Below are 22236 nucleotides of genomic sequence, written 5' to 3'. Positions count from 1 at the left end.
GGACGGCACACTAGAACACGCACATAAAGGTTCACTATGAAGTCGTCTATAAGCCAGGCTGCATTTCCCAAGCTGCTGCGCTCGCAGATCGCTTTCGATATTGCCCGTACTATCCGCGACGGTTTCGACAAGCACTACCGCCTGTTCCGCCAGACCAGCCAGCAAGCCAAGCTGCATTTCGAGCAGGGCGCGTGGGGCGAGGCGCAGACCGCAGCACGCGAGCGTATCGGCTTCTATGACAAGCGCGTGCAGGAGTGCGTGCAGATGCTGGAAGACGAGTACGAGCAGACCGAACTGACGGATGAAGTGTGGCGCGAGCTCAAGCTGCACTTCATCGGTATGCTGTCCGACCACAAGCAGCCAGAGCTGGCCGAGAGTTTCTTCAACTCGGTCTGCTGCAACATCCTGCACCGCAGCTACTTCCACAACGAATTCATATTCGTGCGTCCCGTCGTGTCGACCGAATACATCGAGACGGAAGAAATCGCGCCGACCTACCGCGTCTACTACCCCGCCACGGACGGCCTGCACTACACGCTCAAGCGCATCGTCACCAACTTCCAGCTCAATGCCGAATTCGCCGATCTGAATCGCGATATCGACCTCGTGGAAGCGCGCCTGAAGTCCATCTTCGGCAATGCCAAGCTGGAACCGAATCACCAGATCCAGGTGCTATCGAGCCTGTTCTTCCGCAACAAGGGCGCCTACATCGTCGGCAAGGGCATTAACGGCAACCGCGAATTCCCGTTCGTCGTGCCCATCCTGCACAATCGTCAGGGCCAGCTGGTACTCGATACGGTGCTGTTCGATCACGAACAGATCACCATCCTGTTCTCGTTCACGCGCGCCTACTTCCTCGTCGATATGGAAGTGCCGTCGGCCTATGTGCAGTTCCTGCGCTCGCTGCTGCCGCGCAAACCGCGCAGCGAAATCTACACCATTCTCGGTCTGCAGAAGCAAGGCAAGACGCTGTTCTACCGCGACTACCTGCAGCACCTCAAGCATTCGTCCGACCAGTTCGAAATTGCGCCCGGTATTCGCGGTCTGGTGATGCTGGTATTTGCACTGCCGTCCTTCCCGTATGTGTTCAAGGTGATCAAGGATTTCTTCCCGCCGCCTAAGGAAACTTCGCGCGCGCTGATCAAAGAAAAATACCTGCTGGTGAAACACCACGATCGTGTGGGCCGCATGGCCGATACGCTGGAATACTCCAACGTGGCCTTCCCGCGCCACCGCTTCACGGACGATCTGGTGGACGAGCTCAAACACTTCGCCCCTTCGCTGGTCGAAGAAGATGGCGAGCAGCTCATTATCAAGCACCTGTACATCGAACGCCGCATGGTGCCGCTGAATATCTGGCTCAGCAACGCCGAAAAGGAACACGACGAAGTCCAGCTCGAACACGGCATCGTCGAATACGGCAACGCCATCAAGGAACTGGTGGCGGCCAACATCTTCCCCGGCGATATGCTGTACAAGAACTTCGGCGTCACGCGTCACCAGCGCGTGGTGTTCTACGATTACGATGAAATCGAGTACATCACCGACTGCCAGTTCCGTGCGATTCCGCAAGCCCGCACGGAAGAAGAAGAAATGGCTTCCGAGCCGTGGTACCCGATCGGCAAGTCCGACGTGTTCCCCGAACAATTTGGCGCTTTCCTGCTCGGTAATCCGCGCATCCGCCACTACTTCATGAAACACCATGCCGACCTGCTCACGCCCGAATGGTGGCAGGCCCGCAAGCAGCGCATACAGCAGGGCATCGTCGAAGACGTGTTCCCGTATCCGCAATACATCCGTTTTTGCAATCAGCACACCTCAGCCCCGGCGGTGACCCCACCGCCATTTATGGAGACTCTAGAAAATGAATGATCCTATCGTTATCGTCGGCGCCGCCCGTACCCCTATGGGCGCCTTCCAGGGCGATTTCAGCAGCAAGAGCGCACACGATCTGGGCGCCGTCGCGATTCAGGCCGCAGTAGAACGTTCCGGCATCGATGGCAAACTGGTCGAGCACGTATATTTCGGTAACTGCCTGATGGCCGGTCAGGGTCAGGCACCGGCCCGTCAGGCCCTGCTCAAAGCCGGTCTGCCGATGTCCACCGGCGCCGTCACGCTGTCGAAAATGTGCGGTTCGGCCATGCAGGCCACCATCTTCGCGCACGACCAGCTGGTCGCTGGCAGCGCCGACGTGGTCATCGCCGGCGGCATGGAATCCATGACCAATGCACCGTATCTGGTGCCTAAGGCGCGCGGCGGCTACCGCATCGGCCACGGCATGCTGTTCGACCACATGATGTACGACGGCCTGGAAGATGCCTACTCGCGCAACGAGAAAACCGGCGAAGGCCGTTCCATGGGCACTTTCGCCGAAGAGTGCTCGGCCAAGTACGAATTCACCCGCGAAGCGCAGGACAACTTCGCCATCGAATCCGTCAAGCGCGCACAGGTCGCCACCAAGGAAGGCTATTTCAACTGGGAGATCGCACCAGTGACCGTCAGCAGCCGCGCTGGCGATGTGGTGATCGACAAGGATGAAGGCCCGCTCAAAGCCAAGATCGACAAGATTCCTACCCTGCGCGCCGCCTTCAAGAAAGACGGCACCATCACCGCTGCTTCGTCCTCGTCCATCAACGACGGCGCTGCCGCACTGGTGCTGATGCGCGCATCGACCGCAAAACAGCTCGGCGCTACCGTGCTGGCCACCATCCACGGCCACGCCACCTTTGCGCAGGAGCCAAACTGGTTCACCACCGCTCCTATCGGCGCGATGGAAAAGCTGTACAAGAAAACCGGCTGGACCAGCAAGGACGTGGACCTGTTCGAAATTAACGAAGCGTTTGCTGCCGTGCCTATGGCCGCCATGCGCGACCTCGACATCCCGCACGAGAAAGTCAACATCCACGGCGGCGCCTGCGCACTGGGCCACCCTATCGGCGCATCGGGCGCGCGTATCATCGTCACCCTGATCGGCGCGCTGAAACGCACCGGCGGCAAGAAGGGCGTGGCAGCACTGTGCATCGGCGGTGGCGAAGCCACGGCGATCGCCATCGAACTGGCCTAAGGCATGGCGACTGCACTCATCATCGGTGCCTCGCGCGGCATCGGTCAGGAACTGGTACGCCAGTATCTGGCCGATGGCTGGCGCGTGATCGCCACGGCCCGCAAGCCGGAAGATACCAACGCCCTGCACGCCATGGGGGCGGAAGTGCACACGCTGGACGTCAACAACGTGGAAGCAGTAGCAGGGCTGGGCTGGAAGCTCGATGGCGAGGAGCTCGACGTCGCCTTCCTCAACGCGGGCGTGTACGGCCCGCGCCACGACGGCTTCCCCATGCAGACGGATTTCGACGCGGTGATGCACACCAATGTGCTGGCCGCCATGCGGCTGCTGCCCATCCTCGCGCCGCTGGTCTGCGCCGTGAAGGGCAAGCTGGCCGTGCTGTCCTCGCGCATGGGTTCCCTCAGCGAGCGTAACAACCCTAGCGGTTCGCTATACCGTGCCAGCAAGGCAGCACTGAACTCCGTGCTGATCGACACGGCACACACTTTCGGCCCGCAGGGCGCCACTTGCGTGGCCTTCCATCCGGGCTGGGTCCGCACGGACATGGGCGGCGCCGAAGCCGACCTGTCGGTGCAACAGAGCGCGGCAGGCATGCGCGCAACGCTGGCGGCGCTACCCGCGACCACCAGTGCGCTCTACCTTAACTACGATGGCAAAACCATAGGCTGGTAAAGACACCGAGCAGTCCGAAATCATTTATACAATAACGACGAGACACCATGATACTGAGCGAAGAACATCAAATGATCCGTGACGCCCTGCGCAGCTTTGCGCAGGAACGTCTGGCCCCCAACGCCGCCCGCTGGGACAAGGAACACCACTTCCCCAAAGAAGAACTGAAGGAGCTGGCAGCACTGGGTGCCTTCGGTGTAGCCGTGCCGGAAGCACTGGGCGGGGCGGGGATGGATTATGTATCGCTGGCTCTGGTGCTGGAAGAGATTGCTGCCGGTGACGGCGGCACCTCGACCATTATCTCCGTCAACAACTGCCCTGTGTGCAGCATCGCCATGATGTACGCCAACGAGCAGCAGAAGCAGCAATGGCTGCGGCCACTGGCGCAGGGCGAGATGCTGGGCGCTTTCTGTCTGACCGAACCGCATACGGGTAGTGATGCTGCCGCGCTGCGCACCACCGCTACGCGCGATGGCAATGAATACGTTTTGAACGGCACCAAGCAGTTCATCACCAGCGGCAAATATGCCGACGTGGCCATCGTCATGGCCGTCACGGATAAAGCGGCCGGCAAGAAGGGCATCAGCGCGTTCTGGGTGCCGACCAATACGCCCGGCTACATCGTCGCGGGGCTGGAACAGAAAATGGGCCAGCACTCGTCCGATACGGCGCAAATACTGTTCGAGAACTGCCGCATTCCGGCCGAGAATCTGATCGGCGAAGAAGGTCAGGGCTACAAGATCGCGCTGTCCGGTCTGGAGGGCGGCCGTATCGGCATCGCTTCACAGGCCGTGGGTATGGCGCGCGCGGCGTATGAAGCAGCGCTCAGCTATGCGCGCGAGCGCGAAAGCTTCGGCAAGCCTATCTTCGAACATCAGGCCGTGCAGTTCCGCCTGTCCGATATGGCCACCCAGATCGAAGCAGCGCGCCAGCTGATCCAGCATGCCGCCGCTATGAAGGATGCGGGTCTGCCCTGCCTGAAAGAAGCGGCCATGGCCAAGCTGTTCGCCTCCGAAATGGCCGAGAAGGTCTGCTCGGATGCAATCCAGATCCATGGCGGCTACGGTTATGTGTCCGACTTCCCCGTCGAGCGCATCTACCGCGATGTACGCGTGTGCCAGATTTACGAAGGCACCAGCGACATCCAGAAACTGCTGATCGCGCGCGCCCTGTAAGCGCGCCGTTCTAGAGCTGGGCGATCTGGCGGTTGATGGCCTTGACCGCCCGCTCGTTGCGTTCGCTGTAGCGGTCGGTCAGAAAATCGGTGCGGCCACGCATCAGCAGCGTCATCTTGAACAGTTCCTCCATCACGTCGACTACGCGCTCGTAGTAGGCCGAGCGGCGCATGCGGCCTGCATCGTCGAACTCCTTGTAGGCCATCGGCACCGAGGACTGGTTAGGGATGGTGAACATGCGCATCCAGCGTCCCAGCAGGCGCATGGTGTTGACCACATTGAACGACTGCGAACCGCCGCATACCTGCATCACGGCCAGCGTGCGTCCCTGCGTGGGACGCAGCGCGCCCTGTTCCAGCGGTATCCAGTCGATCTGGTTCTTCATTACGGCCGTAATCGCGCCATGCCGCTCAGGGCTGCACCACACCTGACCTTCCGACCATTGTGACAGCGCACGCAGCTCCTGCACCTTGGGATGGCTTTCGTCCACGCTGCCCACCATCGGCAGTTCGGTCGGATCGAAGATTTTTACTTCGCCGCCGAAATGCTGCAGGATGCGCGCCGCTTCTTCCGTCAGGAAGCGGCTGAACGAGCGCTCGCGCAGCGAGCCATACAGCAGCAGAAAACGGGGAGGATGGTCATAGTTCCCCACCGGTTCCAGTTGCGCCAGCGTCGGTGTCGGCAGCAGATCGTGATTGATGTTCGGTAGTTCCATAGCGTCCTCTCAGGATAAGCGTAGCGCCAGCGCGGCCAGCGTCACCAGCAGCACGGGCACGGTCAGGCAGATCCCCACGCGGAAGTAGTAGCCCCACGAAATCTGTACACCCTTATTCGCCAGCACGTGCAGCCACAGCAGGGTCGCCAGACTGCCGATAGGCGTGATCTTCGGCCCCTGATCGCTGCCGATCACATTCGCATACACCATCGCTTCGCGCACCGCGCCTTGCGCCGTAGTGGCGTCGATCGACAGTGCGCCGATCAGCACCGTCGGCAGATTATTCATGATTGAAGACAGCAGCGCCGTCAGCACGCCCGTGCCCATGGCGGCGCCCCAGACGCCATACGCAGCACAGGCATTCAGCGCCTGCGTCAGATAGGCCGTCAGACCGGCATTGCGCAGGCCGTACACGACCATGTACATACCCAGCGAGAAGATCACGATATGCCACGGTGCGTGGCGCAGCACTTCGCGCGTAGAAATGCGGTGTCCGCGTCCGGCCACCACCAGCAACAGCAGCGCGCCCACGGACGACGTCAGGCTGATCGGCACACCAAGGTCTTCCAGCCAGAAGAAGCCGACCAGCAGCAGCACCGACACCCACCAGCCGGTGATGAACGTGGCGCGGTCATGGATGGCTGTAGCGGGATCTTTAATCTGCTGCACATCGTAGGTGCTGGGCAGGTCACGCCCGAAGTACCACAGCAGCACGGCCAGCGTAGCGGCGATGGCGACAAAATTCACCGGCACCATCACGGCGGCATAGCGTGCAAAGCTGACGTTGAAATAGTCGGCCGAAACGATATTCACCAGATTCGATACCACCAGCGGCAGGCTGGCCGTATCGGCAATGAAACCGGCCGCCATCACGAAGGCCAGCGTGGCCTTGCCGGAGAATTTCAGCTCGCGCAGCATGGCGATCACGATGGGCGTGAGGATCAGCGCCGCGCCGTCATTGGCAAACAGCGCCGACACGGCTGCACCGAGCAGCACAAACATGGCGAACAGGCGCTTGACGCTACCGCCGCCCCAGCGCGCCACATGCAATGCCGACCATTCGAAGAAACCGGCTTTGTCCATCAGCAAGCTGCTGATAATGATGGCGACAAAGGTCGTCGTGGCGTTCCAGATGATGTGCCACACCACAGGAATGTCGCTAACCTTTATCACGCCTGCCAGCAGTGCCGCGATGGCCCCGGCGACGGCGCTCCAGCCTATATTCAGCCCGCGCGGCTGCCAGATCACCAGCGTGATCGTGACCAGAAAAATCAGGCTTGCTGCCAGCATTATTGCGCCTCCAGCTGGCCGATACGGTCCAGCGCCTGCTTGAACGCCGCGCGGTCAGTCACTAGCTGATCCAGCGGCAGCGCCAGAAACGCCTCGATGCGGCCACGCAGCAGCTTATAGGCGCGTTCGAACGCCGCGTCGATTTCAGCCTGCGTGCCCACCACATGGCTAGGGTCATCCACGCCCCAGTGGGCGCGCAGCACGGAGCCCAGATAGGCCGGGCAGGTTTCGCCGGCAGCGCTGCCACACACAGTAATCACGATATCGGGCGTGAGCGGCAAGTCGTTCCACGATTTGCTGTAATAGCCATCGGTCGCAATGCCTTTGCTGGCCAGCAGCGCCAGTGCCTGCGCATTGAGCACGCCGGTGGGCTGGCTGCCTGCGCTGATCGCGTGCCAGCCGGCCGGTGCCAGATGGTTGAAAGTGGCTTCGCTAATCAGCGAGCGGCACGAGTTACCCGTGCAGAGAAACAGTACGTTCATGGTTGGCAGAGTGAAGAAGAAAAATTCGGGGTCAGGTCGGGCAAATGTGCAGCCTCAAGCACTTGAACAGCTGAGCCTGCACATTTGCCCGACCTGACCCCGCTGGTTAGCATGGCTGGCCGCCGCAGCAGTTTTCAGTGAGGAAGCCGATCAGGCCATTCATGGCGCCGATATCGGCCGAATAGATCAGAAAGCGCCCCTGCTGGCGGGCGGTGATCAGGCCAGCATGGCTGAGTTCTTTCAGGTGGAAAGAGAGGGACGAGGGCGCCAGCGCCAGCTGTTCGCCGATTTTGCTGGCCGCCAGCCCATCCGGCCCCGTCTGCACCAGCAGGCGGAAAACGGCCAGCCGGTGTTCCTGCGCCAGCGAAGCGAGCGCCGACAATGCTTGTTTGGTATCCATGACGCCATGATAGCGTTTACATTTCGATATTTCAAATATTATCGAAATGAAGATAAAAACCGTTCCGGAATAAAAAAAGCCCGCATCGCTGCGGGCTCGTTCCAATGTATTACCTATGCTTTAATCGTGCCGGATCCAGTGCTATCTGCAAAGTGAACCGGTTGCATGGACGCCCAGGACTATCTGCCAGGTGCCTCCAGCGTGTAAATCGACCAACGTATCCGGAATTACAAGCCCGCGCTCTCTATTTGCTGCGATGCGCTCTTACACCAAGCGAACCGCGGCGCTAGCCTCGGGCGTGGGACTGTCTGCATTGCAAACCTCAACCACAGACAAACTATACCACAATATTTGTGCGCCGCACAAATTATTTTTTTGTTGGGAAAAATCGCGCTTACTCTTTTAATTCCAAGGCTTTCGCACTTATTCAAGCTCAAAAAGCCGGCACCCTGAACGGATCAATATCGACAGAATCACCCGCAATGCGCACCCGACGGATATCTCCGAAAAAATTTTCCTTAAGGCCGACAAAATGAGCACACCGGAGTTATTAGCGCCCGATATTGATCATCGCATCCTCATCATCAGGGAGCAAAGAGTCATCCTCGATACTGATCTTGCGAAGCTTTATGGCGTACCAACCAAACGCCTTAACGAACAGGTCAAACGCAATCGGGCACGTTTTCCAATGGACTTTATGTGGCAGCTTAGCCATATCGAGAAGCAGGAAGTGGTCGCAAATTGCGACCACCTCGTGCACTTGAAATTCTCCAAAGTACTGCCCTATGCTTTTACGGAACATGGCGCGATGCAGGCCGCAAATGTTCTGGCATCTACACAAGCCATCGCGGCTGGAATCTACATCGTCCGTGCCTTTGTCCGCTTACGTGAAATCATCACTTCACACGAGGAACTGGCTGCACGCCTGAACGAACTGGAAAACCACGCCGATCTACTCACACTTAGGCAAGAGACATTCGAGCGCCATACCCGCGATGAACTAAAAGCGATCATCACAACTTTGCGCGCCCTGATGACGACCAAGGAAACCACGAAGCGACCGATAGGCTTCATCATCACAGACAAGCAGCCGGCCAAGCCTACAGATCTTCGCTAGGCCTAATGCGGCGCGATATCCAGATAGCGCCAGTTGGTCAGTTCCACCGGGTGGCGGCGGTAGTGCAGCAGCCATGGCTGCTGCAGGTCGGCCGAGACGGGATGGGTCAGCAGCACCCATGGCGTATAGGCATGCAGGATGTCGGCCAGATCGCGGTACAGCGCCGTGCGGCGCGGCGTATCGCCGAGCTGGCGGCTTTCTTCGTAACGCTGGTTGTAGGCCGGCAGGTTGAAGCGCGCGTAATTGGCGCGGCCACGGTTGGCGCCATACAGTAACTGGTAGAAATTGTCGCCATCGGGGAAATCGGCCACCCAGTTAGTCTCGAACATCATCACGGAACCGAGCCGCGAGGCCTTGATGATCTCCGTCTTCTTGTCGCTCTTGAACTGCACGCGCAAACCGATCGCGTTCAAATTCTTGCGCCATAACTCGTCGCGCAACCGTCCCACCGTCGAGGCTTCGCTATGCATCACCAGCGTCAGCGGCTTGCCGTCCGGCTGGGTGCGGAAGCCGTCCGCGCCCTTGCGGTAGCCATAGCGCTCCAGCAGCGCCTGCGCCAGCGCCAGCGCCGGATCGTAGGGCACAGGGCTGCGGTAGGCCGGATCGTAGCCGCGCACATTCGGCGGCAGCGGCGTCTGCGCTGCCACGGCCAGTCCCTTCTTCAGCAGCGCCACATCTTCCGCGCTGTTGTAGGACATGGCGATGGCACGGCGCAGCGCCAGCTTGTCCTTGCTGTAGCCGCCGATCAGCGGGTCTTCCATGTTCATCCACATGTAGTAGGTCTGCAGCACAGGGAAGGGCGACAGCACGATGCCGCGCGCCGCCAGCGCGGGCTGCAGCGTGGGCTGGGCGTCGGCTGTCAGCACCATATCCTTCATCGATTCGGGCAACTGTTCGAGGAAATCAAATTCACCATTCAGGAAGCCCAGCACGCGCGACTGGTATTCCTCGACGATGCGCAGGTCGATACGGTCCAGCAGCGGCACGCGCCGGCCCTGATAGCTGACGGGCCGGAACTGACGGTTGGCCAGCAAAGTAATGCGATCGCTATGCTTCCACTGCCCCATCACGAACGGCCCCGTGCCGACCGGATGATTGCCCGCCTGCGCGCCATAGGCCTGCATCACTTCGCGCGCCACCACCGCCGTGGCAGGCGTGGCCAGATAGAACAGGAAATTCGGATCAGGCGCCGTCAGACGGATGCGCAAAGTGAAGCGGTCAGGCGCCTGCAGACCGGCGATCTCGCGCTCGTAGCTGAACTGCTGCTTGAGCGCCGCATCGCCAGCCAGTTTGCCGTCGAGCAGAAACAGCCACGGCGACTTCAGCACGGGGTCATACAGCCGCTTCAGGCTGTACACATAATCCTGCGCCGTCACCTGCCGCCGCTGCCCCTTGAAGGCGGGATCGGGCGTGAAGTACACATCTTGGCGCAGATGGAAGGTATAGGTCAGCCCCTGATCCGTCACTTCCGGCATGGCCGTCAGCGTATTCGGCTGCAGCTGCACGGGGCGCGCCAGATAGTCATAGCGCAGCAGCGGGTCGAACAAGTTTTCCAGCAAACTCAGACTGGCAATGTCGGACGCCACGGCCGGGTCCAGCCCCGTCTCGCCCGTGCTCAGAAACGCATGCAGTACTTTCTCCGGCACTCTTTCCGGCACCTGCGCCTGCGCAGGCGCGCATAGCATGCCTACCAGTGCCCATCCGGCCACCACCACTCGTTTCCACATACCCGCTTTCCCACATCCGCAAACTAAAGCGGCAGCTTATAACTTTTTTGACCAGCATACCCACTCCCAGCCGCTATACTTGGCCTGTCTTTCCCACTTTTTTGCCGATATGTCGCTCAATTACATCTGGTCCGGCTTTTTCCTGATCGGCTTCATTGCCGCCGTGGCGCAGTTCCTGCTGTCCGGCGACACGGAAATCTTCAAGCGCATCATCGACGGCACCTTCGATTCGGCCCGCACCGGCGTGATGGATATCGCCCTGCCGCTGGCCGGCGTGATGACGCTGTGGCTGGGCATTATGAACATCGGCGAAAAGGCCGGCGCCATCGATCTGCTGGCGCGTCTGATTGCGCCTTTCTTCTCGCGCATCTTCCCCGGCGTACCGTCGCAGCATCCGGCCACCGGCCACATGGTGATGAATTTTTCGGCCAACCTGCTGGGCCTCGACAATGCCGCCACACCGTTCGGCCTGAAGGCCATGGAGAGCCTGCAGACACTCAACCCCAGCAAGGACGAACCGACCGATGCGCAGATCATGTTTCTGGTGCTGCATACCTCGGGCCTGACGCTGATCCCGCTGGCCATCATGGCGCAGCGCTCCATCCTCGGTGCGGCCGATCCGTCCGACATCTTCATCCCCTGCATGATCGCTACCTATGTGGCCACCGTCACGGGCATCACTGCGGTGTCTATCCGCCAGCGCATCAACCTGTTCAACACGGTGGTCATGGGCTGGCTGGGCGGCATGACGGCCGCCATTGCGGGCGTGGTGTGGTACTTCACCCACTACCTGAGCAAGCAGGAAATCGAACTGGTCTCCAAAGTCTTCAGCAATCTGGTGCTGCTGCTGGTGATCGTCGGCTTCATCATCGGCGCCTTGCGGCGCAAGGTGAATGTCTATGAAGCGTTCATCGAAGGGGCCAAAGGTGGCATCCAGACTTCCATCACCGTGATTCCCTATCTGGTGGGGATGCTGGTGGCGATCAGCGTGATCCGCAATGCGGGTGTGCTCAACTACGTCATCGAAGGTTTTGGCTGGATCTTCGCCCAGCTAGGCGTCAACGCCGATTTCGTGCCGGCCCTGCCCACCGCGCTAATGAAGCCCCTGAGCGGCAGCGCCGCCAAGGCCATGATGATAGACACCATGCGCCAATATGGCGTGGATTCCTTCGTCGGCCGGCTGGCCTGCGTGTTCAACGGCTCGGCCGATACTACCTTCTACATCGTCGCGCTGTATTTCGGTTCGGTAGGCATACGCAAAACCCGCTACGCCATCTCCTGCGGCCTGATCGCCGATCTGGCCGGCGTGATTGCGGCGATTTTCGTCGCCTATGTGTTCTTCCACTGATTAGCGCAAGAGAGCCTGCACCATGTTGCTACGCCGTACCATCCTCGCTGCCCTGTTCACTGCCACTGCCGTATTGACGCGCGGCGCAATGGCGGCCGACCTGCCCGAAGCGATCAGCACCCTGCTGAGCACTGCCAATATTCCGCAGCAGGCGGCAGGCATCGTCGTCATGCGCGGCAACCAGACGCTGATCGACCATAACAGCAGCCAGAGCATGCAGCCCGCCTCCACCATGAAGCTGATTACCACGCTGGCTGCGCTGGAACAACTGGGACCAGCCTTCCGCGCCCGCACCGAGCTGGGCACCACGGCAGATATCGATCATGGCGTACTCAAAGGCGATCTGATCGTGCGCGGTGGTGCCGATGTCGATCTCAATGAAGACGTGCTGCTGCATCTGCTGCAGGCCTTGCGCAATCAGGGCATACGCAAGATCAAGGGTGACGTGATACTGGACCGCCAGCTCTTCCAGCCGGCCCGCCCCGATCTGGGCCAGCCGCCGTTCGACGAATTCCCTTGGGCCTATTACAACGTGATCCCCGATGCGCTGCTCACCCACAGCAATCTGCTGCGGGTGGAACTGCGTGCCAGCGCCAGCGAACTATCGGTGGTGATGCTGCCGGAGCTGGAGCAGGTCAGCGTCAAGGCCGATCTGCAACTGGTCGATGCACCCTGCGCCAGCTGGGAAAAAGACTGGCGCACGCCGGAAGTACGCCGCCGTGGCGACCAGCTGACGGTGATTCTGCATGGCCGCTACCCGCGCAACTGCAACCGCTCCACCAGTCTCGACGTGCTCGACCACCACGATTTTCTGGCCCGTCTGCTGCGCGCCCAGTGGCGCAAGCTGGGCGGCAGCCTGAGTGGCGAGGTACGCGAGGCCGAAGCGGCAGGTCTGGCACCGGACAGCCGTTTGCTGGCCGAACACCAGTCACGCTCGTTGCCCGAAGTGCTGCGCGATGTGAACAAGCACTCCGATAACACCCTCGCCCGCACCGTCTACCTGATGCTGGGCAGCCTGCAGGCCGATGCAGCGCTGGGCAGCAAGCCGTTACCGGCCGACGACAGTGTGGCCAGCACCCAGATGCGGGCCGATCTGGCCATCCGTGGCTGGCTGCAATCGCAGCGCATCAGCGCCGACGGGCTGGTACTGGAAAATGGTTCCGGCCTGTCACGGCTCGAGCGTGCCACGCCGGCGCAGATGGCGGCCGTGCTGCAGGCCGGCCTGCGCAGCCCATGGATGCCGGAATTCCTCGCCGCGCTGCCGATCGCCGGCACCGATGGCACCATGCGCAAACGCCTCAAGGATAGCCCGGCCACGCGCCGTGCCCGTATCAAGACGGGTACGCTGAACGGCATTACGGCGATTGCCGGCTATGTCTACGATGCGGCCAACCAGCCCTGCGTGGTAGTAGCCTTCCTCAATGACGAACATGTGGCCGGTGGCGCGGGGCGCAATGTCCTCGATGGCCTGATCGAATGGGTGGCGCGCTCGGCGCCCTGATGATTGTGCTCTGATGATGCCGCGTAGCCGCTAGAGCACGCGCGTGTAGGTGCGCCGCACATGCTGGCGGTCGCCGCAATCGAAATGCCACCACTCGCTGTTGATGCCGTAAAAGCCGGCCAGCAGCATGGCATTGCGCAGCAGGTGGCGGTTGTCGCACTGGGCGCGCGTCAGCTCGCCCCGCTCCAGCATCACCGTTTCCAGCGCTGGCTGCGAGCGCTCGGACAGGTCATCGAACGCCGTGCCCATATCCAGTTCCTGCCCCGCTTCATCGACGATGGTCAGATCGAGCGCCATGCCGAAGGAATGGATGGAGCCGCGCACCGGTTCGGCGATATAGCCCAGCAAATCCGTACCCTGCAAGGTCTGCCACAACTGTTCCTGTACCCGCTGCGGGCGCAGCGCATCGAGTATCAGCAGGCGGTAGCCGGGGCGCTGGCGCGCCAGCCATGCTACTGCCTGTTCCAGCGCGGCAGCCGCATCCCTGTGCAGCCAGGCGCAATCGAGCGGGTTATACAGGTCGCGGCCCACAAAATTATCCGGCGTGGCATAGCGCAGATCGACCGCTATGCCTTCGATGCTATTGAGGTGGCGGAAAGCCGCATGGCCATCGATGGCTTCGCAAGGCAGAGTACTTGCGCTGGTGATGGTCATGGCGCGGCTCCCTATCGGCTGGACGTGCTGCGTGGCAGAGCTGCGCTGGCTGCCACGGGTGCCGGTGTTGGCACGGGCAGTTCCGGCACAGGGCTGGTCAGCACATCGAGCAGTGCGGCCGTTTCCGCGTCCGGCGTACCGTCATACAGCGACTGGCGGTACTTGGACTGGAACACCACCAGCACATTGCGCGTGGCCTGATCCAGCTCGCCCGTCTGAGGCGTGGCATAGCCCACCTGCGCCAGTTTGCGCTGGAACCACGCCACATCGGGTAGCTGCTCCGTAAAGAGGGGCAGGCGTGCGCCCACGCGGCTAGGTTCGGGCCACGCCAGCAATCCCGCATCGGCCAGCTGCTTCCACGGGAACATGGGCCCCGGGTCCTGCTTGCGCTGGGGCGCAATATCGTTGTGACCGAGGATGTTCTCCGGCTTGATGTTGTAGCGCGCCACCAGCTGCTTCAGCAGCAGGATCAGCTGGTCGATCTGGGCCTGCTTGAACGGTGCGTACACACGCCCCTGCGGCGTTTCGGTAAAACCGGGATTGACGATTTCGATGCCTATCGAAGCGGAATTGAGCTGGTTGTAAATCTTCCAGCTACTCAGGCCAGCGTGGTTGGACTGCTTCGACTCATCCACCAGCGCATAGAAAAATGGCTGATCCGTGTCGGTCAGGAGATAGTGGGCGCTTACATCCTGCTGCGTGAGGATCTTGATGGAGCGGGGCAGATCGGCCACCGTGTAGTGCAGGATGATGTACTTGATCCGCTCGCTCTGGCCGCGCGCCGTCAGGCTTTTATCGATGCGCGGGCCGGCCGGTGCCACCGTGGCGCAACCGGACAGCAGGGATACGGCGGCCGTCAGCGCCACCAGCGGAAGTAACTTGCTCATATATGCTCTCGTACGATCAATTCTGGCAGTGTAGTGCAATGCGGGCTGCTGCGTGGTGGGCCTGTGTCGTTTTTTGTTGCAGCACCTGCGTGGCCGGCAGCGCCGCGCGCATGCTGGCCGCAATCAGCGGATGCAGGGTGGACGCCCGTCCGCTCAGCACCATGGGGCGCTCGCCATAGCGGCGCACCAGCGCCAGCCCGATACGCGCCAGCTCCTCGCCCGCGCGCCGCAGGATGGCCTGCGCAACGGGATCGCTGTCGGCACTGGCAGCAACGGCCAGCGCCAGCTCGCCGAGCGCACCGCGCTCCTGACCATACACGAACTGGCGCGACAGCGCCCAGTCGCTACCGCCTATGCGCTCGAACATGGCCTGCGCCAGCGCCGACTGCTGCCAGCTATCCGGCGCTTCATCTTCCAGCCGCCAGATGTGGCGCAGCGCTTCGCGTGCGATCCAGTACCCGCCGCCGCCATCGTCGAGCAGCACGCCACGTCCACCGGCGCGATGCAGCGCTCCTTGCGGATCTATCCATGCTGCGATGGAGCCGGTACCGGCATACACCAGATAGCCCTCGCCCAAAGCAAAACTATCGAGGTAGGCGATTTCAATATCGCTGCGTAGCTGCACCGCTGCCAGCGGCACATCCAGCGCCGCGGCCAGCCATTGCGCCGGTTGCGCTGCTGCGCCATCGAAGCCGGTCAATCCTGCGCACACGCCTTGCGGGCGGCCATGCGCAGGCGCATGGTCCAGCACCTGTGCTGCCAGTTGCTGCAGCAAAGCTTGCACGGCACTGCGGCCCGCCTCGTTCTGCATCTGGTTGACGGAAAGCCCGGCCACCGTGCCTTCGGCGACGATCTGCCCATCCGCTGCGGCCAGTGCCCAGCGGGTCTGCGTGCCGCCCGCATCGATGCCCAGTCCGTAAGCACGCATGGTCGGGTGCCTTAGCGCAGAACGGTGACCCGCTCGCTCTCGTTACCCAACCGGTCCACTGCGCTGACAACGACGGCTTGCGCCGCACCAGCCGCAGCATCGTCGGCCAGCAGCACTTGTGCGCGCGTGGCCGGTGCCACGCTGAAGCGCCACTCGCTGCCGTAGCGCGACCAGATGGCGTATTGCGCCACCGGCTTGCCACCGGTAACAGAGAGCTTGAGCGCCAGCCCGTTGGCTTCGCGCCGCGTGCCCACCGTCGGTGCAGGCGGCACGGTATTCCCCAGCCACGGCGTGGCCGGTGTCAGCGCAGGGCTCTGGTAGCTCTGGGCTTTCAGCTGTTCGCTAATGCCTTTGCGGTTCTCCATCAGCGCAGCGATACTGAAATGCACATGACCGCCCACGCTGGCTCGGCTGCGCGTCACGGCGATCTGCTTAAGGATCTCTTCCGGCGCAAAGGCCTTGCTGCTGCGGTCTATGCGGCTGGTGTACAGGCCGGGCCAGATGTGGCGCGCGCGGGTGTTCTGCGCCACCCAGTAATCGAGCAGCACATCGAAGGCTTGCGGCGCCTGCGACACGGGCCAGTACAACTGCGGCGCCAGATAATCGAGCCAGCCATTGGCCAGCCACAGTTCTGCGTCAGCATACAGCTTGTCATACTGGCTGAAACCGGCGATACCGGGCGGGCGGCGTTCAGGCTTGCCAATGCCGAAAGGGCTGATGCCGAATCGTACCCAGCTCTTTTCCTTGTGGATGCCCTGATACAGCGCTTCGATCAGGCGGTTCACATTCTGGCGCCGCCAGCCCGCGCGGTCCAGCGTGCCGCCATCGAGCAGATAGCGCTGCCACGAAGGCTGGTCGGGGAATTCCAGTTCCTGCTTCGCACCCATGCCTGCATCGAGCGCCACGCCTTCCGGCCCCGCCGTGTTGGCACTGGCATCGACCGGATAGGGGTAGAAGTAATCGTCGATATGCACGCCATCCACATCGTAGCGGCGCACCACATCGAGCACCACCTCCAGCGTACGCCGGGCTGCTGCCGCTTCGCCCGGGTCCATCCACAGATAGCGGCCATACGACTTCACCACGGCCGGATCGGTATTGGCGATATGGTTGGCAGCCAGCGGCGACTTGGCCGTGGCGTGGCGCGCGCGATAGGGGTTGAACCATGCATGCAGTTCCATGCCGCGGGCATGGGCCTGTTCGATCCAGAACTGCAGCGGGTCCCACGGCGTGGCCGGTGCACGGCCCTGCTGACCCGTGAGGAATTCCGACCATGGCTCCAGCGGCGAAGGGTAGATTGCGTCGGCGCTAGGGCGCACCTGCAGCACGATGGCATTCAGGCCCACGGCCTGCGCGCGGTCGAGTATCGCTAGCGCTTCGGCCTGCTGCTTGGCCATGCCCAGATTATTCCGGCTCGGCCAGTCGATATTGGCGACGGTGGACACCCAGGCGGCGCGGAATTCGCGCGGCGCGGGCGGCGGCTGGCTGGCATCGACGGCAACGGGTGCAACGGCCGGCTGGCCAGCGCCAGCGGACACAGCAGGGGACTGCGGCTGAGGCTGAGGCTGAGCTCCACTGGCACCGGCCGGACTGGCAGACGGCGCCACCGGCGAGCTGGAGCACCCTTCCAGCAACAGTGAAATTGCCCCCGCGGCAGCAACCGATAAAGTCAGCCGCTTTTTTGCATTAAAAACCAAAACCGTTCCCCGTATCGAATAAGCCCCCGTATTGTAGCGGAAGCGCGGCGGCCAGTTTTACAGCGCGCGCCGCACCAGCAGCGTCATACCGAAGGCAGGCAAAGTGGCAATACAGGCCCACAGGAAGAACAGTTGATAGCCGAGCTGCTGCTGCAACCAGCCTGCCACCATGCCCGGCAACATCATGCCCAGCGCCATAAAGCCCGTGCACAGCGCATAGTGGGCGGTTTTATGCTCGCCATCGGCTACCGTCACCATGTACAGCATGAAGGCGGCAAAGCCGAAACCGTAGCCGAACTGCTCCACCGCCAGCCCGGCCGCGATCAGCAGCGTATCGCTAGGCTGGGCCACGGCCAGATAGACGAACACCAGATCGGGAATATGCATGATGCAGACCATGGGCCACAGGCTGCGCTTCAGACCGAAGCGGGCGATCACCAGCCCGCCGGCGATGCCGCCCAGCACCAGCGCGGCCACGCCCACCGTGCCGTACACGATGCCCACGCTGGCCGTGCTCAGACCCAGCCCGCCCTGTGCCCGGCTATCGAGCAGGAAGGGTGCGGCCATTTTCAGCAACTGCGCTTCGCCTAGGCGGTACAGCAGCAGAAAGCCCAGCGTCACGCCTATGCCGGGCTTGCGGAAAAAGCTGCGGAAAGTTTCGACGAAACCGGCCCATAGATTGGCACGAGCGATATAGGGCTGATCCGTCGCCGGACGCGGCAACACCCACTGGTGATAGGCGCCCAGCAGCAGGAGTAGCAGCGCCAGCAGGCTGAACACCACGGCCCAGGCTTGCGCCGCATCGCCATGGCGCTCGATCAGCACGCCGGCCAGATACACCAGCCCGCCCTGACCGGCGATCATGCCCAGCTTGTAGAAGGCACTGCGCACGCCGACGAACGCGGCCTGTTGCGAGCGCTCGGGCAGGCCCAGCATGTAGTAGCCGTCCGAGGCAATGTCGTGCGTAGCGGAGCTGAAAGCCAGCAGCCACAGCAGGGCCAGACTGATGCGGAAGAAATCAGGCAGATGCAGGCTCAGCGCCACGCTGGCCAGTGCCACCGCGGACAGCCACTGCAGCCCGACTATCCAGCGCCGCTTGGTGCCGAACAGCTCCACCAGCGGCGACCACAGCGGCTTGATCACCCACGGCAAATACAGCCACGCCGTATAGAACGCCAGTTCCGCATTCGGCACATCGAGATTCTTGTACATCACCGTGGCCAGCATCATCACGGCCACATAGGGCACGGCCTGGCTGAACGAGATGGTGGGCACCCAGGCCCAGGCCGGAGTATTACGCAGTGCGACGCTCAATCGTCCATTCCTTTGCCTTCGAGTATGCGGGGGATGCAGCGCTCTACCCGTGCTACCCGGGTGGCCGACTGCTTGGCCTGGCCGAAGTGTAGCAGGTAGCCGCGCTGGCGCCCCGGCGTGAGCGCCTCGAAAGCAGCTTGCAGCTTGGGTTGTTCGGCCAGACGGCTGGCGAATTCTTCCGGCATATCGAATTGCGCGGTGGACTTGCGCTGCACGGACAGGCCGGCTTTTTCCGCCGCCATGGCGGCGCGCACATAGCGCAGTATCGCCGCGCTCTGCTGCTGTATCTGCGCCACGCTGGTGAAGCGGATCTGGCGGGCCGATTGCACGTTTTCCGTCTGCTGTACCAGCAGGCCGTCGGCATCGTCGAGCAGGGCGCCCTTGAACAGCAGCAGCGCGCAGTATTCCTTAAAGCCGTGCATCAGCACGATGTTGGCACCGTCCTGCATATAGCATGGCCAGCCCCATTTGAAACCTTCTTCGAGGCCACACTCGTCCAGCAGGCTGCGTAACTGGGCAAACTCCTGCTGCCATGGCTGGGCTTTGGCAAAAAACGCGGCGATACGGTCTGACATGGCAAACTCCTGCGCGATGAGATCGCGCCTATTGTGCCACTATCCCCGCCAACTGGCGCGCCGCGCTGGGTTTGTCGTCCGATAGCGGGATGTGCTAAATTGCATATCCAATTGTTAACACCGGAGACCCCATGCGCCGTCTCGTTCTGACACTGACTCTTGCGGCACTGGCCGCCGGACACGCCATCGCCTCGCCCAGCATCCCGGTGAATGGTGCGGAATACCGTACTCTGGCCCAGCCACAGCCTACCCAGAAGGTGGACGGCAAGGTTGAAGTCATCGAGTTCTTTATGTACCACTGCCCGGCATGCTATGCGGTGGATGCACCGCTGACGGCATGGGCCAAACAGCATGAGGGCAAGGTCAACTTCCGCCGCATTCACCTCTCCAGTGGCGATATGCGCGATTTCGAAGCGCACCTGTATGCGACGCTGGAAGCCTTGCAGCTGCAGGATGCGCTGTATGGCAAAGTGCTGCAGGCGTGGCATCAGGAACACCGGCGCCTGCGCAGCGATGAAGAGAACCTCAACTGGGCGCTGCGCAACGGCATAGACAAGGAAAAATTCCTTTCCGCCTACAACTCTTTCGGCGTCAGCATGCGCCTCAAGTCGCTCGCGCGCATGGCGGAGAACTATGGCGTCACCGGCACGCCTACCATTATTGTCAACGGCAAGTACGTGACCGAGCCTAGCATGGTGGCGCAAGCCAATCCCAACTTGCAGCGTGATGAAGCACTGGCCGCGACCATGCAGGTGCTCGATGTTCTTGTTGCGCGCTCGAATCAATAAGAGACTATGCTTGATACGCGCCGGGTGTGCGACTGCTCATGGACGATTGCTTATTCACTACAATCTAACCCTGTAAAGCTATGGAAATTAACTTCGCCATCCTCGCGGTACTCGCCATCGCGTTCGCATTCATCCTGTCGCACCGGCTTCAAGAGATGAACAAGCGCTGCCGCAAACTTGAGCAGCAGCTGGATGTACTGCTGCAGCACTTCGGCTTGACGGCACCGGCTTTCCCGCTGCCTAGCCCAGAGGTGGCGGCACTTATTACTCAGCGGGACAGACGCATCGATGCGCTCCGGCTGTATCGCCAGCAAACCGGTCTGGGCCTCAAGGAAGCCGTCGAAGCAATCGACCATTTTGAAAAGAATCCGCCCCAGACCATCACTAACAACCCGGCAACATCAGGCGACGCAGCGGAATCTGCTGAGCGACGCTAGCTGTCCCGTAGTTGTTTCCCTGCTGGCGCCCGCTGCCTGTCGGCAGTGGGAATATTACGCAACACAATATTGCGATTAATGTAATTTTCCGCAAGAATGTGCGCTCTTCCCCGACTCTGAAAGAGCAGCATGTCCGAACTAGCCAGCGGCAGCCAGCCGCAACTGAGCAAACACCGCATCGAAGCGCTCGTCGATGGCATCTTTGCCGTCGCCATGACATTGCTGGTGATCGAGCTGCGCATTCCCGAACAGGCCCACCATGCGGGCGAAACGGCCTTGCGTGGCGCGCTGCTGCAGTTGCTGCCGGTGATGATTTCGTGGGTGATCAGCTTCTTTGTGCTGGCCAATTTCTGGATCGCCAACCACCGCCTGTACAGCTTTGTGCGCCATGTCGATCAACCCTTGCTGTGGCTGACCATGCTGGGCCTGTCCGGCGCTTCGCTGCTGCCATTTGCCTCGTCCGTCAACAACCAGTTTGCCTCGCTGACGGGACAACTGGTGTACTCGGGCGTAATGGTGCTGCTGGGCGTGGCCACACTGCTGCAGGCGCGCTACATCTACCGCCACCCCGAACTGTGCAGCCACCAGCTCACCTCGGCCAGCTATGCGGCCGTGCTGGCGCGCGGGCTGGGCTTGCTGCTGATCGCCGTCTCGGCCATACCACTCAGCGCCGTGGCGCCCGGCATGGCCAATCTGGTATTCCTGCTGATGCTGGGCCTGCGCCCATTCGGCGCGTGGATAGAGCGCCGCACACAGCGTACGCATCACGCCGGCGCTTAGACCTCGCTCCACTGGCGCAGCAGGTTGTGGTAATGCCCGGTAATGTTGACCAGTTCCGTACAGTCGCCGAGACGGGCGCGCAGACTCTGGATATTCTGGTCCAGCTCTAGCAGCATGCAGCGGCGCATATCGTCGCGCACCATGCTCTGGGTCCAGAAGAAGGAACAGATGCGGGCACCGCGCGTGACGGGCGCCACGCGATGGATGCTGGTGGACGGGTAGACGATCAGATCACCGGCCGGCAGTTTGACTTCATGCTCGCCATACGCATCCACCACCGTCAGTTCGCCGCCGTCGTATTCATCGGGATCGCTGAGGAACAGCGTAGTGGAGACATCGGTGCGCAGCCACTGGCCGCTGGCGGCCACGCGGCGCATGGCGCCATCCACATGGTCGCCATAGTGTTCGCCACCGGCATAGCAGTTGAACAGGGGCGGGCAGGTCCGCAGCGGCAGCGCCGCCGAAAAAAACAGCGGGCTATTGGCCAGCGCCGCCAGCACTTCCGCGCCCAGCTCCTGCGCCAGCGGCGAGCCTTCGGCCAGTTGGCGGTTCTGCTTCACCTGCGCACCTTGCGCGCCCACTGTGGTACGCCCATCCACCCAGTTGGAGGCATCTAGCCTGCGCCGCATGGAAGCCACCTGCTCCCGGCTCAGTACACCGGGGATATGCAACATCATGATTTTGC

22 protein-coding genes are annotated in these 22236 nt (G+C 61.7%); 10 read left to right on the top strand and 12 right to left on the bottom strand.

Going from position 1 to position 22236, the window contains the following annotated elements; genetic code table 11:
- Positions 1-36 precede the first annotated feature (36 nt).
- The 4 genes from aceK to GM655_RS16215 are packed head-to-tail and all read left to right on the top strand — an operon-like array spanning position 37 to position 4911.
- Positions 37-1872, top strand: coding sequence for a bifunctional isocitrate dehydrogenase kinase/phosphatase (aceK, locus tag GM655_RS16230; RefSeq protein ID WP_155435716.1), 1836 nt, complete (start codon positions 37-39; stop codon positions 1870-1872).
- Entirely contained in the window at positions 1865-3064 is a 1200-nt protein-coding gene (locus tag GM655_RS16225) for an acetyl-CoA C-acyltransferase (RefSeq protein ID WP_155435715.1), read from the top strand. Before aceK ends, GM655_RS16225 begins: the two co-directional genes overlap by 8 nt.
- 3 nt (positions 3065-3067) lie before the next feature.
- Positions 3068-3736: an SDR family oxidoreductase gene (locus tag GM655_RS16220; RefSeq protein WP_155435714.1), complete on the top strand. Its 669-nt coding sequence runs from the start codon at positions 3068-3070 to the stop codon at positions 3734-3736.
- Positions 3737-3783: 47 nt separating this feature from the next.
- The gene (locus GM655_RS16215; RefSeq protein WP_155435713.1) at positions 3784-4911 is read left to right on the top strand and encodes an acyl-CoA dehydrogenase family protein; all 1128 of its coding nucleotides are present in this window, start codon (positions 3784-3786) and stop codon (positions 4909-4911) included.
- Positions 4912-4921: 10 nt separating this feature from the next.
- On the opposite strand, the gene arsH is transcribed toward GM655_RS16215, so the two are convergent.
- The 4 genes from arsH to GM655_RS16195 all read right to left on the bottom strand — a co-directional run bounded on the left by arsH (position 4922) and on the right by GM655_RS16195 (position 7798).
- Positions 4922-5626 carry an arsenical resistance protein ArsH gene (gene arsH, locus GM655_RS16210; RefSeq protein WP_155435712.1) on the bottom strand — a complete coding sequence of 235 codons (705 nt, stop codon included), beginning with the start codon at positions 5624-5626 and terminating at the stop codon, positions 4922-4924.
- Between the two features lie 9 nt (positions 5627-5635).
- Positions 5636-6916, bottom strand: coding sequence for an arsenic transporter (locus tag GM655_RS16205; protein WP_155435711.1), 1281 nt, complete (start codon positions 6914-6916; stop codon positions 5636-5638).
- The gene (locus tag GM655_RS16200; protein ID WP_155435710.1) at positions 6916-7398 is read right to left on the bottom strand and encodes an arsenate reductase ArsC; all 483 of its coding nucleotides are present in this window, start codon (positions 7396-7398) and stop codon (positions 6916-6918) included. The genes GM655_RS16205 and GM655_RS16200 overlap by 1 nt, the downstream gene beginning before the upstream one ends.
- A 106-nt stretch (positions 7399-7504) precedes the next feature.
- Positions 7505-7798, bottom strand: coding sequence for an ArsR/SmtB family transcription factor (locus GM655_RS16195; protein ID WP_155435709.1), 294 nt, complete (start codon positions 7796-7798; stop codon positions 7505-7507).
- A 532-nt stretch (positions 7799-8330) separates the two neighbouring features.
- Here GM655_RS16195 and GM655_RS16190 point away from each other — a divergent pair.
- Positions 8331-8915, top strand: coding sequence for an ORF6N domain-containing protein (locus GM655_RS16190; protein ID WP_155435708.1), 585 nt, complete (start codon positions 8331-8333; stop codon positions 8913-8915).
- Positions 8916-8917: 2 nt separating this feature from the next.
- On the opposite strand, the gene GM655_RS16185 is transcribed toward GM655_RS16190, so the two are convergent.
- The gene (locus GM655_RS16185) at positions 8918-10600 is read right to left on the bottom strand and encodes an ABC transporter substrate-binding protein (protein WP_229632612.1); all 1683 of its coding nucleotides are present in this window, start codon (positions 10598-10600) and stop codon (positions 8918-8920) included.
- A 151-nt stretch (positions 10601-10751) separates the two neighbouring features.
- On the opposite strand from GM655_RS16185, the gene GM655_RS16180 reads away from it, so the two are divergent.
- Positions 10752-11990 carry a spore maturation protein gene (locus tag GM655_RS16180; RefSeq protein WP_155435818.1) on the top strand — a complete coding sequence of 413 codons (1239 nt, stop codon included), beginning with the start codon at positions 10752-10754 and terminating at the stop codon, positions 11988-11990.
- Between the two features lie 22 nt (positions 11991-12012).
- On the top strand, positions 12013-13491 hold the full coding sequence (gene dacB / locus GM655_RS16175; protein ID WP_155435706.1) for a D-alanyl-D-alanine carboxypeptidase/D-alanyl-D-alanine endopeptidase: 1479 nt from the start codon (positions 12013-12015) through the stop codon (positions 13489-13491).
- Positions 13492-13521: 30 nt separating this feature from the next.
- On the opposite strand, the gene GM655_RS16170 is transcribed toward dacB, so the two are convergent.
- The 6 genes from GM655_RS16170 to GM655_RS16145 are packed head-to-tail and all read right to left on the bottom strand — an operon-like array spanning position 13522 to position 19546.
- Positions 13522-14145, bottom strand: coding sequence for a M15 family metallopeptidase (locus GM655_RS16170; protein ID WP_155435705.1), 624 nt, complete (start codon positions 14143-14145; stop codon positions 13522-13524).
- A gap of 11 nt (positions 14146-14156) precedes the next feature.
- On the bottom strand, positions 14157-15032 hold the full coding sequence (locus GM655_RS16165; protein ID WP_155435704.1) for an N-acetylmuramoyl-L-alanine amidase: 876 nt from the start codon (positions 15030-15032) through the stop codon (positions 14157-14159).
- A gap of 16 nt (positions 15033-15048) precedes the next feature.
- A complete protein-coding gene (locus tag GM655_RS16160) occupies positions 15049-15960 on the bottom strand; it encodes an N-acetylglucosamine kinase (protein ID WP_155435703.1) in 912 nt (303 codons plus the stop codon).
- A gap of 11 nt (positions 15961-15971) precedes the next feature.
- Complete coding sequence (locus GM655_RS16155) at positions 15972-17657, bottom strand: glycoside hydrolase family 10-like protein (protein ID WP_155435702.1); 1686 nt, start codon at positions 17655-17657, stop codon at positions 15972-15974.
- Between the two features lie 57 nt (positions 17658-17714).
- The gene (locus tag GM655_RS16150) at positions 17715-18971 is read right to left on the bottom strand and encodes an MFS transporter (protein ID WP_229632598.1); all 1257 of its coding nucleotides are present in this window, start codon (positions 18969-18971) and stop codon (positions 17715-17717) included.
- On the bottom strand, positions 18968-19546 hold the full coding sequence (locus GM655_RS16145) for a YdeI/OmpD-associated family protein (RefSeq protein ID WP_155435701.1): 579 nt from the start codon (positions 19544-19546) through the stop codon (positions 18968-18970). The genes GM655_RS16150 and GM655_RS16145 overlap by 4 nt, the downstream gene beginning before the upstream one ends.
- Positions 19547-19677: 131 nt before the next feature.
- Between GM655_RS16145 and GM655_RS16140 the strand changes: the two genes are divergently transcribed.
- The 3 genes from GM655_RS16140 (at position 19678) to GM655_RS16130 (ending at position 21551) form a co-directional block, all read left to right on the top strand.
- Positions 19678-20334, top strand: coding sequence for a thiol:disulfide interchange protein DsbA/DsbL (locus GM655_RS16140; RefSeq protein ID WP_155435700.1), 657 nt, complete (start codon positions 19678-19680; stop codon positions 20332-20334).
- 80 nt (positions 20335-20414) lie between these two features.
- Positions 20415-20771, top strand: coding sequence for a hypothetical protein (locus tag GM655_RS16135; protein ID WP_155435699.1), 357 nt, complete (start codon positions 20415-20417; stop codon positions 20769-20771).
- Positions 20772-20900: 129 nt separating this feature from the next.
- Positions 20901-21551, top strand: coding sequence for a TMEM175 family protein (locus tag GM655_RS16130; protein WP_155435698.1), 651 nt, complete (start codon positions 20901-20903; stop codon positions 21549-21551).
- Here GM655_RS16130 and GM655_RS16125 read toward each other — a convergent pair.
- Positions 21548-22228, bottom strand: coding sequence for a Fe2+-dependent dioxygenase (locus GM655_RS16125; protein WP_155435697.1), 681 nt, complete (start codon positions 22226-22228; stop codon positions 21548-21550). The two genes, GM655_RS16130 and GM655_RS16125, sit on opposite strands and share 4 nt — an antisense overlap.
- Between the last annotated feature and the right edge of the window lie 8 nt (positions 22229-22236).

This window comes from Pseudoduganella danionis (assembly GCF_009720775.1).
Taxonomy (GTDB): Bacteria; Pseudomonadota; Gammaproteobacteria; order Burkholderiales; family Burkholderiaceae_D; genus Rugamonas; species Rugamonas danionis.
Note: the sequence above shows the minus strand (reverse complement) of the source record. Positions and strands in the feature narration are given on the sequence as shown.